The organism is Dactylosporangium sp. NPDC049525 (genome assembly GCF_040676755.1).
In the GTDB taxonomy this organism is placed as follows: Bacteria; Actinomycetota; Actinomycetes; order Mycobacteriales; family Micromonosporaceae; genus Dactylosporangium.
The window spans coordinates 121,396-133,148 of record NZ_JBFAPO010000018.1 but is presented as its reverse complement, the minus strand read 5'-3'; the positions used below and the strand labels follow the sequence as shown (position 1 = coordinate 133,148).

14 protein-coding genes are annotated in these 11,753 nt (G+C 74.3%); 9 read left to right on the top strand and 5 right to left on the bottom strand.

All coding sequences use genetic code 11. The features are described from left to right. The first annotated feature begins 99 nt into the window (after positions 1 to 99). The 3 genes from AB0K00_RS25710 to AB0K00_RS25700 all read left to right on the top strand — a co-directional run bounded on the left by AB0K00_RS25710 (position 100) and on the right by AB0K00_RS25700 (position 2,405). Positions 100 to 1,257 carry an endonuclease gene (locus AB0K00_RS25710; protein ID WP_363524418.1) on the top strand — a complete coding sequence of 386 codons (1,158 nt, stop codon included), beginning with the start codon at positions 100 to 102 and terminating at the stop codon, positions 1,255 to 1,257. Positions 1,258 to 1,542: 285 nt separating this feature from the next. After that, positions 1,543 to 1,995, top strand: coding sequence for a BTAD domain-containing putative transcriptional regulator (locus AB0K00_RS25705; RefSeq protein WP_363524416.1), 453 nt, complete (start codon positions 1,543 to 1,545; stop codon positions 1,993 to 1,995). A gap of 110 nt (positions 1,996 to 2,105) precedes the next feature. Continuing rightward, entirely contained in the window at positions 2,106 to 2,405 is a 300-nt protein-coding gene (locus tag AB0K00_RS25700) for a hypothetical protein (RefSeq protein WP_363524414.1), read from the top strand. Here AB0K00_RS25700 and AB0K00_RS25695 read toward each other — a convergent pair. Both AB0K00_RS25695 and AB0K00_RS25690 read right to left on the bottom strand, forming a co-directional pair. Beyond that, complete coding sequence (locus tag AB0K00_RS25695; RefSeq protein ID WP_363524412.1) at positions 2,384 to 3,211, bottom strand: response regulator transcription factor; 828 nt, start codon at positions 3,209 to 3,211, stop codon at positions 2,384 to 2,386. The genes AB0K00_RS25700 and AB0K00_RS25695 overlap by 22 nt on opposite strands. Then, positions 3,208 to 4,383 carry a sensor histidine kinase gene (locus AB0K00_RS25690; RefSeq protein ID WP_363524409.1) on the bottom strand — a complete coding sequence of 392 codons (1,176 nt, stop codon included), beginning with the start codon at positions 4,381 to 4,383 and terminating at the stop codon, positions 3,208 to 3,210. The genes AB0K00_RS25695 and AB0K00_RS25690 overlap by 4 nt, the downstream gene beginning before the upstream one ends. A 110-nt stretch (positions 4,384 to 4,493) precedes the next feature. Here AB0K00_RS25690 and AB0K00_RS25685 point away from each other — a divergent pair, with 110 nt between their 5' ends. The 3 genes from AB0K00_RS25685 (at position 4,494) to AB0K00_RS25675 (ending at position 6,825) form a co-directional block, all read left to right on the top strand. Then, positions 4,494 to 5,192 (top strand): ATP-binding cassette domain-containing protein, encoded by a 699-nt coding sequence (locus tag AB0K00_RS25685; RefSeq protein ID WP_363524406.1) that lies wholly within the window; start codon positions 4,494 to 4,496, stop codon positions 5,190 to 5,192. Beyond that, complete coding sequence (locus tag AB0K00_RS25680; RefSeq protein WP_363524404.1) at positions 5,179 to 5,856, top strand: ABC transporter permease subunit; 678 nt, start codon at positions 5,179 to 5,181, stop codon at positions 5,854 to 5,856. The genes AB0K00_RS25685 and AB0K00_RS25680 overlap by 14 nt, the downstream gene beginning before the upstream one ends. Positions 5,857 to 6,000: 144 nt before the next feature. Beyond that, positions 6,001 to 6,825 (top strand): alpha/beta hydrolase, encoded by an 825-nt coding sequence (locus AB0K00_RS25675; RefSeq protein WP_363524401.1) that lies wholly within the window; start codon positions 6,001 to 6,003, stop codon positions 6,823 to 6,825. Between the two features lie 22 nt (positions 6,826 to 6,847). Here AB0K00_RS25675 and AB0K00_RS25670 read toward each other — a convergent pair whose 3' ends face one another. Continuing rightward, positions 6,848 to 7,204, bottom strand: a complete 357-nt coding sequence (locus tag AB0K00_RS25670) for a DUF6223 family protein (RefSeq protein WP_363524398.1) — start codon at positions 7,202 to 7,204, stop codon at positions 6,848 to 6,850. 179 nt (positions 7,205 to 7,383) lie between these two features. On the opposite strand from AB0K00_RS25670, the gene AB0K00_RS25665 reads away from it, so the two are divergent. From AB0K00_RS25665 to def, 3 genes are read left to right on the top strand one after another with little or no spacing between them, the layout of a single operon-like run. After that, positions 7,384 to 8,610, top strand: a complete 1,227-nt coding sequence (locus tag AB0K00_RS25665; RefSeq protein ID WP_363524395.1) for a sensor histidine kinase — start codon at positions 7,384 to 7,386, stop codon at positions 8,608 to 8,610. After that, positions 8,607 to 9,299, top strand: a complete 693-nt coding sequence (locus AB0K00_RS25660; RefSeq protein WP_363524392.1) for a response regulator transcription factor — start codon at positions 8,607 to 8,609, stop codon at positions 9,297 to 9,299. Before AB0K00_RS25665 ends, AB0K00_RS25660 begins: the two co-directional genes overlap by 4 nt. Before the next feature lie 16 nt (positions 9,300 to 9,315). Next, a complete protein-coding gene (gene def / locus AB0K00_RS25655; protein WP_363524389.1) occupies positions 9,316 to 9,837 on the top strand; it encodes a peptide deformylase in 522 nt (173 codons plus the stop codon). 10 nt (positions 9,838 to 9,847) lie between these two features. Here the strand turns inward: def and AB0K00_RS25650 are convergent, their stop codons facing one another. After that, a complete protein-coding gene (locus AB0K00_RS25650; protein WP_363524386.1) occupies positions 9,848 to 11,044 on the bottom strand; it encodes an MFS transporter in 1,197 nt (398 codons plus the stop codon). Continuing rightward, on the bottom strand, positions 11,041 to 11,736 hold the full coding sequence (locus AB0K00_RS25645) for an FCD domain-containing protein (protein WP_363524384.1): 696 nt from the start codon (positions 11,734 to 11,736) through the stop codon (positions 11,041 to 11,043). Before AB0K00_RS25645 ends, AB0K00_RS25650 begins: the two co-directional genes overlap by 4 nt. Positions 11,737 to 11,753 lie beyond the last annotated feature (17 nt).

Below are 11,753 nucleotides of genomic sequence, written 5' to 3'. Positions count from 1 at the left end.
CGTGGCAAGTTAAGTGAAATTCACGCGCTGGGACCGAACGTATAGGCGATCTACGATATCCGCAGGTAGTGATGCTTTGCGGAGGGCGAGGAATCGACCATGTGGAGAACCCGGCGGATCGCGGTAGCGCTCGCCCTGACCTTGACCACGGCGGGCGCCGTGGTCGTGTTGACCTCGACCGCGGCGGTGGCGGCGGACCTGTCGGTCAGCCAGGCCCTCGCCGCGCAGGACGGCCGGTCCGCGTCCGTCGTCGGCTACGTGGTCGGGCAGCCGACCGCCACGAGCACCGTCCTGCGGTCCGGGTTCACCGGCGACACCGCCCTGGCCCTGGCGGACTCCGCGAGCGAGACCGGCACCACGCGGATGCTGTACGTGCAGATCACCGCCGCCTACCGGGCCTCGTTCGGGTTGCAGTCCAACCCGTCGCTGATGGGCCGCCGGCTCGTCGTGGCCGGGCAGCTCACGGCGTACTTCTCCCACGGCGGCCTGAAGTCCCCGACGTCGATGAGCCTGGCCGGCACGACGCCGACCACCACCCCGACGGCCGGTCCGACCCCGACCGGGCCGGTCGAGAGCTACTACGCCGCCGCGGCCGGCAAGACCGGTCCCGCGCTGCGCACGGCGCTGCACAACATCATCAAGGTGCAGACCAAGATCACCTATGACCAGGTGTGGGACGCGCTGAAGGACACCGACCAGGACCCGAACAACAGCAACAACGTCGTCCTGCTGTACTCCGGCCGTTCGCAGAGCAAGAGCACGAACGGCGGCGGCGCCAACGACTGGAACCGCGAGCACGTCTGGGCCAAATCGCACGGCGACTTCGGCACCGCCACCGGGCCCGGCACCGACGTACACCATCTGCGGCCGGAAGACGTCTCGGTCAACGCCGCCCGCGGCAACAAGGACTTCGACCTCGGCGGCTCCACCGTCAGTGAGGCGCCCGGCTGCCTGACCGACAGCGACTCCTTCGAACCGCGCGCCGCCGTGAAGGGCGACGTCGCCCGGATGATCATGTACATGGCGATCCGGTACGAGGGCGACGACGGCTGGGCCGACCTCGAGATCAACAACTCGGTCGGCAACGGCTCGGCACCGCGCATCGGCAAGCTGTCGGTGCTGCTGCAGTGGAACCAGCAGGATCCCCCGGACGCCTTCGAGAAGCGCCGCAACGAGCGGATCTACACCACCTGGCAGCACAACCGGAACCCGTTCATCGACCACCCGGAGTGGGCGGCCGCGATCTGGGGCTCCTGACCAACGTGGAGTGCTGACCGACCCGCGGTCCCGGCGCGTTACCGGGGCCGCGGGTCGTCCGCGTCGCCGAGGATCCTGCCGGTCGTGCTCGTCACCGCGGATCGGCAGGTGCATTCAGATCCTCGGCCCGTTGCGGCTGCGGCGCGGCGACGTGGAACTGCCCCCGGGTCCGCCGCAGCAGGCTTACCTGCTCGCGCCGCTGCTGGCGCAGCCGGGCAGCCGGACGGCGCCGGCGAGCTGATCGACCTTCTCTGGGGCGAGGACGCCCCGGCCACCGCGCTCAACGTGATCCAGAAGTACGTGGGCGCGCTGCGCCGGGTGCTGCAGCCCGAGCTGCCCACCCGGGAGGCCGGTTCGTTCCTGCTGCGGCACGGCTCCGGCTACGTGTTCGCGGCCGGGCCCGGCACGCTCGACCTGGTCTCCTTCCGGGAGCTCGCCGAGGCGGGCCGGACCGCCGCCGCGGACGGGCGGCCGGAGACGGCCCTCGCCCGGTACCTGGAGGCGCTGCACCTGTGGCAGGGCACCCCCGGCGCCGGGTTCCCGCCCGGCCCGGCGGCGATGCCGGTCTTCGCCGCGCTGCACCACGAGCTGTTCGACGCGTGCCTGGCCGCGACGCGGCTCGCGCTGGCGCTGGACCGGCCCGAACAGGTGCTGGCGCTGGCTCGCCGCCGATCCCGGCCGCGTCTTCGTCCACGTCGAGCCGCACCTACGGCAGACGTGGTGCTGGACGCGCGCTGAGCGGCGACGACCCGGCCGGTGCGGCGGCCGAGGCCGAGCAGCTGCTGACCGCGACGCTACTGGAACCGCCGCGCTAGGGGCTGGCGTTCTCCTGTGGACTGATCGCCGAGATGTTCCTGGCGGCCGGGGATCCGGCGTCGGCGGCGGCCGCGCTGGACCGCGCCGACGGGTTCCTGGACACGCACGGCCAGCGCTACGCCGAGGGCCTGCTGCTACGGGCCCGGACGCTGGCCGCCGCAGGCGAGCCGGCGCCAGTGGTGCGAGCGGCGGCTGACCGGGCCCGGCGGTTGTCCGCCGAGCGCGGCGCCCACCTGTTCGCCGACCGCGCCGCCGTCTTCCTCGCGGCCCCGTTGGTGCCCGGCGCACCGGGACGTCGGGCGTGGTGCTCCTACGCGAGGCCGGTCTCGTAGGCGGCGACGACGAGTTGGGCGCGGTCGTGGGCGTCGAGTTTGGTCATGGCGCGGTTGACGTGGGTCTTCACCGTGTGGGGGCTGACGACGAGGTGTGCGGCGATCTCGTCGTTGGAGCGGCCGGTGGCGACGAGGGCGACGACCTCGCGTTCGCGGTCGGTCAGCGTGGCGAGGCGGGCGCGGTCCACGGCGCGGCCGTTGTCCGGGTGGGACAGGAACCGGGCGATCAGGCCACGCAGCGCCGCCGGTGAGAGCAGCGCATCGCCGTGGTGGACGGTGCGGATGGCGGCGAGCAGCTCCTCCGGCTCGGTGCTCTTGCCGAGGAAGCCGCTGGCGCCGGCGCGCAGCGCCTGGAAGACGTATTCGTCGATCTCGAACGTGGTCAGGATCAGGACCCTGACCGGGGCGAGCTGCGGGTCGGTGGTGATCATGCGGGTGGCCGCGAGGCCGTCGAGGTCGGGCATGCGGATGTCCATCAGGACCACGTCGGCGCGGGTCGAGCGGGCCAGCGAGACCGCGTCGCGGCCCGTGGCGGCCTCCCCGACGACCGTGATGTCCGCGGCCGCGTCGACGAACACCCGGAACCCGCTGCGGATCAGCGGCTGGTCGTCAGCCAGCAGGACGCGGATCGGCCCGGCACCGCCGGGCGCACCCGGCCGCGGTGCGCCGCCGGGCGGAGCCGGCTGTGGTGCGCCGCCGGGCGGAGCCGGCTGTGGTGCGCCGCCGGGCGGAGTCGGCTGTGGTGCGGGAAGGTCGGCGGCCGTCGGAGGGCCGGGCGATGCGACCTGGCCGGCCCGGCGGGTCACGGCGCCGCCCTCGGCAGCACCGCGGTGACCCGGAAGCCGCCGCCGGGGCGCGGCCCCGCCTGCAGCGTGCCGCCCAGCGCCGCAACCCGCTCGCGCATCCCGACCAGGCCGAGCCCGCCGGGGACCGCGTCGGCGCCGCCCGGGTCGTCCGGCGGACGGGTGCCTCGGAGAGCCACGGGGTGCGAAGGGTCGGCGCACGGCGCGGGGTTGTCGACCGCGATCTCCAGGGCCTCGGGGCGGTAGTGCAGCGTCACGTGCGCGGTGGTCGGGCCGGCATGCTTGCGGACGTTGGTCAGCGCCTCCTGGACCAGCCGATAAGCGGTCACGTCGACCGGGACCCGCACCGTCGTGTCGTCGCCCGACGTCGCCGCCTCGACCGTCAGACCCAGCCGGCGAAACGTGGCGAGCAGGTCGGGCAGGCCGGCCAGCCCGATGACCGGCTGGGTCGGGGTGAGCTGCTCGTCGGGCTGGCGGAGCAGGCCGATCGTGTCGCGGAGGTCGCCGAGCGCGGCGTGGCTGGCGTGCCGCACGTGGCCGAGGGCCTCGCGGGCGCCACCCGGGGAGGCGTCGAGCAGGTGCGCGGCGACGCCCGCCTGGACGTGGATCAGCGCCAGTTGGTGGCCGACCACGTCGTGCAGGTCGCGGGCGATGCGCAGGCGCTCGTCGGCGACCCGGCGGGCGGCCTCGAGGTCGCGGTCGTGCTCGGCCTGGCGGGCGCGGGCCTCGACCTCGGCCAGGTATTCGCGGCGGCTGCGGGCGCCGTCGCCGGCCGCGACCGCGAGGCCGCCCAGCGCGGCCAGGGCGAGATTCTCCGCGCCGAGCCACGACGACGGCTTGATGAGCATGTGCAGACCGGCGAAGGCCAGGACCGCCAGCACGCCGATGGTCAGCGCGCGGCGCCGGCTGCCGGCCTCGGCGAGGGTGTAGAGCGCGATCAGCGGGGCGGCGAGGATGAGCACGCCGCCGTTGCCGTGGTGCACGACCAGATAGACCTCGGCGGCGACGGAACTGACGAGGAACACGGTAAACGGGGTCCGCCGGCGCGCGACGAGGGCACCGCAGGCGACCGCCGCGGGGATGAGACCGGCCGCCGGCACGCCGCGGGTGGTCACCAGCGCCACGACGCACACGACGGCCGCGATGGCGAGGTCGGTGGCGAACGGCCGGCGCATGCAGACACCGTAGACCCGGCGTACGACAGAAATCGTCGCCCAGCCGCGGTATCCGGACATCACGCGGCTGGGCGACGCCGCCGCGCCGCAGACCCGGCAGCCTTTGGTGCATGGCAGACGGCATCGACGTGCGAATACACGGACTGAGCAAACACTTCAACCAGGTCAGGGCGGTCGACGACCTGACCTTCGACGTCCCGGCGGGGACGGTCACCGGTTTCCTGGGGCCGAACGGGTCGGGCAAGACCACGACGCTGCGGATGCTGCTCGGGCTGTCCAGGCCCACCGCCGGCAGCGCGCTCATCGGCGGCCGCGCGTACGCGGACCTGGCCGAACCCCGCCGCACCGTCGGCGCGGTCCTCGAGACTGCGGGCTTCCATCCCGGCCGGCGCGGCCGCGACCACCTGCGCATCGTCGCGCAGGCCGCCCGGATCCCGCGGCGGCGGGTCGACGAGGTCCTCGGTGAGGTCGGGCTGGAGGACGCCGCGAGCCGCCGCGTCGGCGGCTACTCCCTCGGGATGCGCCAGCGGCTGGGGCTCGCGGCCGCGCTGCTCGGGCGCCCCCGGCTGCTGGTGCTCGACGAGCCGGCCAACGGCCTCGACCCGGCCGGGATGGCGTGGCTGCGCGAGCTGATCGCGGCGCAGGCCGCGGCGGGGCACACCGTCGTGGTCTCCAGCCACGTGCTGGCCGAGGTCGCCAGGATCGCCGACCACGTCGTCATCGTGAACGCGGGCCGGCTGCGGTTCGCGGGGCCGACGGCGGCGATGACCAAGACGCTGGAGGAGACGTTCACCGATGTTACGCAGTGAGCTCACCAAACTCACCACCACCAGGGCGCCTTGGCTGCTGCTGGCCGCCGCCCAGGTCGTGGTCATCCTCGGGGTGGCCGGCGCCGGCGACGCGGTCAAGGGTGTCGGCCACGTCGGCCTCGCCAGCCTGTTCGCGCTGGTCCTCGGCATCATGGCGGTCGCGGGGGAGTACCGGCACCGCACCGTCACCGACACGTACCTGACCACGCCGCACCGCGGGCGGGTCGTCGCCGCCAAGCTCGTCGTGCACGCCGGCGCCGGGCTCGGCTTCGGGCTCGTCGGCGCGGCCGTCGCGCTGGGCACCACCGCGGCGTTGCAGCGGTTCGAGTGGTCCGACCAGCTGGCCCGGACCATTGTCGGGGCGATCGGCTGGAACACCGCGTTCGCCGCGATCGGCGTCGGTGTCGGCGCGCTGATCCGCAACCAGGTCGCCGCGATCGCGGCCGCTCTCGCCTGGCTGGCGCTCGTCGAGGGGGTGGTCGCGGAGCTCATCGGCCGGGACGCGGCGCGGTGGCTGCCGTTCACGGCGGGCGCCGCGCTCGGCAACCTGCCGTTGGACGTCGACCTCTCGCAACTCGCTGCGGCGTCGGTATTGGCGGCCTACGCGGTCGCCCTCACCGTCCTGGCGATCGCCACCACGCTTCGCCGGGACGCCCTGCCGTAGCGGCATATCCGGCGAAGCGTCCTGGCGATTGCCCACACGGTTCGCCGGGACGCCCTGCGGTAGGCGGCGCACCCGGGCTCCGGAAAGATCCGTTAGCGTAGCCTCACTCGATGCCCCACGTGATCGTCCAGTGAGGACCGAACCATGCCGTTCGTGAACGCCGGTGCCGTGACGCTGCACTACGAGGAGGCCGGCCGCGGCGACGCCGTGGTGCTGATCCCCGGCACCGGCGCCGCCGGCCGGACCTGGCGGCTGCACCAGGTGCCGGCGCTGGTCGCGGCCGGCTACCGGGCGATCACCGTCAACAACCGGGGCGTGGCGCCCAGCGACCCGGCGACGCTCGGCGTGACCGTCGCCGACCTCGTCGCCGACACCGTCGGCCTGATCGAGCGGCTGGTCGGCGGGGCGTGCCGGCTCGTCGGGTCGTCCATGGGCGCGCACGTCGTGCAGGAGCTGCTGCTGACCCGGCCGGACCTGGCCACCCAGGCGGTGCTGATGGCCAGCCGCGGCCGGCCCGACGCGTTCTCCCTGGCCCTCGCCGCGGCCGAACAGGCGCTGTACGACGAGCGCGTACACCTCCCGGCCGGCTACGACGCGGCCATGCGGGCGCTGCAGAACCTGTCGCCGCGCACGCTGCAGGACGAGCAGGCGGTGCAGGACTGGCTCGACCTCTTCGAGATGGCCGCGCCGGACGTGACCGACGCCAGCATCCGCGCGCAGCTCGACGTCGACCTGCGCACCGACCGGCTCGGCGCGTACCGGCGGATCAGCACCCCGACGCTCGTGCTCTCCTTCGCCGACGACCTGGTCGCACCGCCCGCCCGCGGGCGGGAGCTGGCCGCCGCGATCCCCGGCGCGCGTTACACCGAGATCCGCGACGCCGGCCACTACGGCTACCTGGAGCAACCGGAGGTGGTCAACGCCGCGGTGCTGGAGTTCTTCGCCGGGAGTACCGCGGCGACCCGGTGACAGACCCCGGCCGGTGCGGCAACTACGCGTGGCGGCGGGAGCGGGCCAGGGCCAGCCCGGCGACGGTCATGCTGATCAGCCCCAACGCCACGGCCATGATGGCACCGGCCAGTCCGTTGCCGGTGCCGAGGCCGCCGGCGGCGTTGGCCCCGTGCACGCCGCCGACGGCCACGCTGAGCAGGCCCGCGACGAGGGCCGCGATGGCCCTGGCCCGGGTGGCGCCGTGGCCGGGGCGGGCCAGCGCCATCGCGCCGATCACCACGCCGGCCAGTCCGATCACGGCGGCGGCGCTGGGCACGAACCGCCCGTGGCCGAGTTCGTAGCCGGCGGCCAGGGTGGCGCTTGTTGACGGTGCGGCAAGCAGGTGCAGAACGGACATCGGGGTTCCCTCCGCGCGATTCGTCGTTTCGGTCGACGCAGCCGATCGTCGCGGTGCGGGGGGCCAGGTGTCGTCGGGTGGCAGGCGGCGGCGGATACGCAATCGGGCGTAGCCGGCTCGGGCGGGATCGCGCCGCTGGACGTAGGAGCGGGGGCGGCCGCAGGCCCTACGATCGCGGTATGCGGGACCGCGTCACGTTGCTCCGACTGCCGGCCTGGGCGCAGGACGTGCTGCTGGCGCTGTTCATCACCGTGATGCAGGTGCAGGGCACCGTCACCCGCACGCACGGAGACCCGGTGTCGGTGGTGCGACCCCTGGCGGATCTGGGGCACCTGGGATACGCGCTCCTGATCGCCGGTGGCGCCGCGGTGGCCGTGCGCCGCCGCTGGCCCGTCGCCGTGTTCGCCGTCACGGCGGTCGCCAGCGTCGGCTATTACGCGCTCGAATTCCCGGACGGGCCCGGATGGCTCGCACTGTTCGTGGCCATCTACACGCTGGCGGCCCTCGGCGACGGCCGGCGTTCACTGCTGACGGCCGGTGCCGGCATTGCCGTGCTGGCCGCCTGCTGGTTGGTCGCCGCCGCCGACATCGAGCCGCGGGCCGCGATCGGCTGGGTGTTCTTCCGGATCGGCGGCTCGGTGATGAGCGCCGCCCTCGGCGAGAGCGTCCGGTCCCGGCGGGTCATCGCGGCGGACGCCGTGCGGCGCGCCGAGCTCGCGGAGCGGAACCGGGAGCGGGACACCCGCGCGCGGGTCGACGAGGAGCGGCTCCGCATCGCCCGGGAGGTCCACGACACGGTCGCGCACGCGATCGCCATCATCAACGTCCAGGCCGGCGTGACCGCGCACGTGCTCGACAAGCGTCCGGACCGGGCCCGGGAGGCGGTGGCGGCCCTGGAGGTCATCGAACAGACCAGCTCGCGGGCCCTGCACGAGATGCGGGCCATCCTCGGGGTCCTGCGCGACGCCGACGACGGCCGGGCACCGCACCCCGGGCTCGGGCAGATCGGCGAGCTCGCCGCCAAGGCCTGCGAAGCCGGGCTCGACCTGCACCTCCAGGCGGACCCGGCGCCGCCGCAGGTGCCCAGCGCGGTCGGCAGCGCGGTCTACCGGATCCTGCAGGAGTCGATCACCAACGTGATCCGCCACGCCGGACCGACCCGGGTCACGGTCGCGGTGGACTACGGCGCCGATACCGTGGAGGTCCACGTGACGGACGACGGTCCACGACCGGGACGGGCCTCTGGGGAGGCCACCCCGCAGCGGCCGGGCAGCGGGATCACGGGGATGCGGGAGCGCTGCCGGCTGCTGGGCGGCGAGCTCGACGCCCACCCCCGCGCCGGTGGTGGTTTCGCGGTCACCGCCCGGCTGCCGTTGGCACCGACCGGGACGACGGCGGGCGTATGAGTGTCCCGACGGCCGGGTCGAAGGACGCGGCGCCGATCAGGGTGCTGCTCGTCGACGACGAGCGGCTGGTGCGGTCCGGATTCCGGCTCCTGCTGGACATCGAGGACGACATCACCGTGGTGGGGGAGGCCACCACCGGCGTCGACGCCGTCGACCAGGCCCGCGCCACGCGCCCGGACGTCGTGCTCATGGACATCCGGATGCCGCAGATGGACGGCATCCAGGCCACCCGGGCGATCACCGCCGCCGGCGACCTGCGGCAGACGCGCATCCTGATCCTGACCACGTATGACACCGATGCCTACGTCTTCGAGGGCCTGCAGGCCGGCGCCAGCGGGTTCCTGCTCAAGGACGCCGGCCCGGCCGAGCTGCTGCACGGCATCCGTGTCGTCGCGGCCGGGGAGGCGCTGCTCGCGCCGCGGATCACCCGGCGCCTCATCGCGCAGTTCACCGCGCGGCGCACCGCCGACCAGGCCGCCGAACGGCGGCTCGCGGTCCTCACCGCACGCGAACGGGAGGTGCTGGCGCTCGTCGGCCAGGGCATGAGCAACGACGAGATCGGCGCCGCGCTGTTCCTCAGCCCCGCCACCGCCCGCACCCACGTGAGCCACGCCATGGTGAAACTGGGTGCCCGGGACCGTGCGCAACTGGTCGTCGTCGCCTACCAGACGGGTCTGGTCACGCCGTAGCCGGTAGGGTGCGACGATGCCGATCACCAAGGGCGCGGCCCGACCGATCATGTATTACGGCGAGCCGGTGCTGCACCGCCGCTGCGCCGACGTCACCGCCTTCGACCAGGCGCTGAGCGACCTGGTCGACGACATGTTCACCTCGATGTACGCCGCGGCGGGCGTCGGCCTGGCCGCCAACCAGATCGGCGTGGACCTGCGGGTGTTCGTCTACGACTGCCCGGGCGACGACGGCACCCGGTTCCGCGGCCACGTCGTCAACCCGCAGCTGCAGGCCGCGCCCGCGCTCGCCGGGACCGTCACCGAGACCGAGGGCTGCCTGTCGGTGCCCGGTCCGCGCGCCGAGGTGCCCCGGGCCGCGCTCGCCACCGTCACCGGCTTCGACCTGACCGGCGCGCCGATCACCGTGACCGGCACCGGCTACTTCGCCCGCTGCCTGCAGCACGAGTGCGACCACCTCGACGGCACCGTCTACGTCGACCGGCTCACCGCCGAGCAGCGCGAGCAACTGCTGCGCGAGGCCGGCCTGCGGGTCTGACCGGGGCGGGTCAGCCGATCACCCGGTCCCGGCCGGACTGGACGGCGAAGCCGCCCATCACGGCGATCACCACGCACAGCACCGCCAGCGGCAGCGTCCACCCGCCGCTGGCGTCGTGCAGCGCGCCGATGAGGACCGGTCCGCACGCCGCCAGCAGGTAGCCGACCGACTGCGCCATCCCGGACAGCGTCGCGGCCTGCCGGTGGTCGACGGCGCGGAGGCTGAACAGCGACAGGCACAGCACGAGGGACATGCCCGCCCCGAAGCCGGCGCTGACCAGCCACGCCACCACGGCGCCGGGCGCCAGCAGCAGGCCGCCGACCCCGATCAGGATCAGGGCGGCGCACAGCAGCCCGACGAGCCGCTGGTCGGGGAGGCGGCGCATGAGGTGCGGCGCGGCCAGGTTGGCCACCACCGCGGAGATCAGATAGACGAACAGGTGCCAGCCGGCCGTCGAGGCGGCCACGCCGTGGTCGTGCTCGATGGTGGGCAGCCACGCGATCATCACGTAGAAGACCAGTGACTGCAGGCCCATGAACAGGGTGACCTGCCAGCCGATGGCGCTGCGCCACGGCGAGCGGTGGGTGGCCGCGGCGCCGGCGTCGGCTGGGCCGGGCGGGCGGGTGCGCAGCCGGGGCAGCCAGAACGCGGCGGCGACGACGGCGAGGCCGACCCAGCAGCCCAGCGCGATCCGCCAGCCCGCGGGATCGTCGCCGGCGATCGGCACCGCCACGCCGGAGGCGATCGCGGCCACGACGCTCTGCGTGGCGGAGTAGGCGCCGGACAACTGCGCCACCCGGTCCGGGAAGTCGCGCTTGACGAGCGCGGGCAGGAGCACGTTGAAGAACGCGATCGACACGCCGATCGCGACCGTGCCGACCCAGATCGCGCCGGTGACCGGCACGGACCGCAGCACGATGCCCGCGGCGAGCACGGCGAGCCCGGCGCCGATGGTGCGTTCGAGCCCGAGCCGCCGCGCGACCAGCGGCGCCACCGGTGAGAAGGCGGCGAAGGCGAGCAGCGGCAGGGCGGTCAGCACGCCCGCCGCGGTGGCCGTGAGGCCGAGGTCGGCGCGGACGTCGTCGAGCACCGGGCCGACCGAGGTCAGCGCGGCCCGCAGGTTCGTGGCGATCAGCAGGATGCCCACCACCAGCAGGCCGGCGCGCTGTGGGGTCTTGGTGCCGGGGCGCGGCACGGTGGTCGTCATGCCGGCCTCCCGCTGCCGCCGCGCAGGATGTCGCGCCCCTCGTCGACCAGCGCGACACTGCACGCCTCGGCGGCGGCGGGGTCGCCGGCGGCGATCGCGTCCACGAGGCGGTGGTGCAGGTCGTGCACGGCGCGGTCCTCGTGCAGGGCGGCGGTGTCGGTGATGGTCTGCGTGATGACCGGGCCGAGGTGCTGGTAGAGCTCGGCGAGCAGCGGGTTGCCGCCGGCGATGACGACCGCGCGGTGGAACGCGAAGTCGGCCTCGACGAAGGCGCGCAGGTCGTCGGCGGCGCGGGCGGCGTCGCGCTGCTCGAGCAGTTCGCGCAGCCGGGCGACGTCCTCGGCGGTGGCGTGCGTGGCGGCCCGGCGGGAGCCGCGGTGCTCGAGCAGGGCGCGGACCTCGAACGCGTCGTCGGGGTCCGCGGCCGCGACGCGACGCGACAGCGACACCTGCAGCTCGCTGTCGGCGCGGACATAGGTGCCGTCCCCGGGTCGTGCTTCCAGCAGCCCGAGGTGTACCAGGGCGCTCAAGGCCTCCCGGACGGTGTTGCGACTCACGCCGAGCTCTTCGGTGAGCCGGTGCTCGGGAGGGATGCGGGTGCCGACCGGCCAGTCACCGGCGGCGATCAGCGCTCGGAACTGCGCGGCGACCTGGGTGGCGAGCGGCAGCCCCCGGCGCGGGGTCGACAGCATATGCGAACCTCCAAATG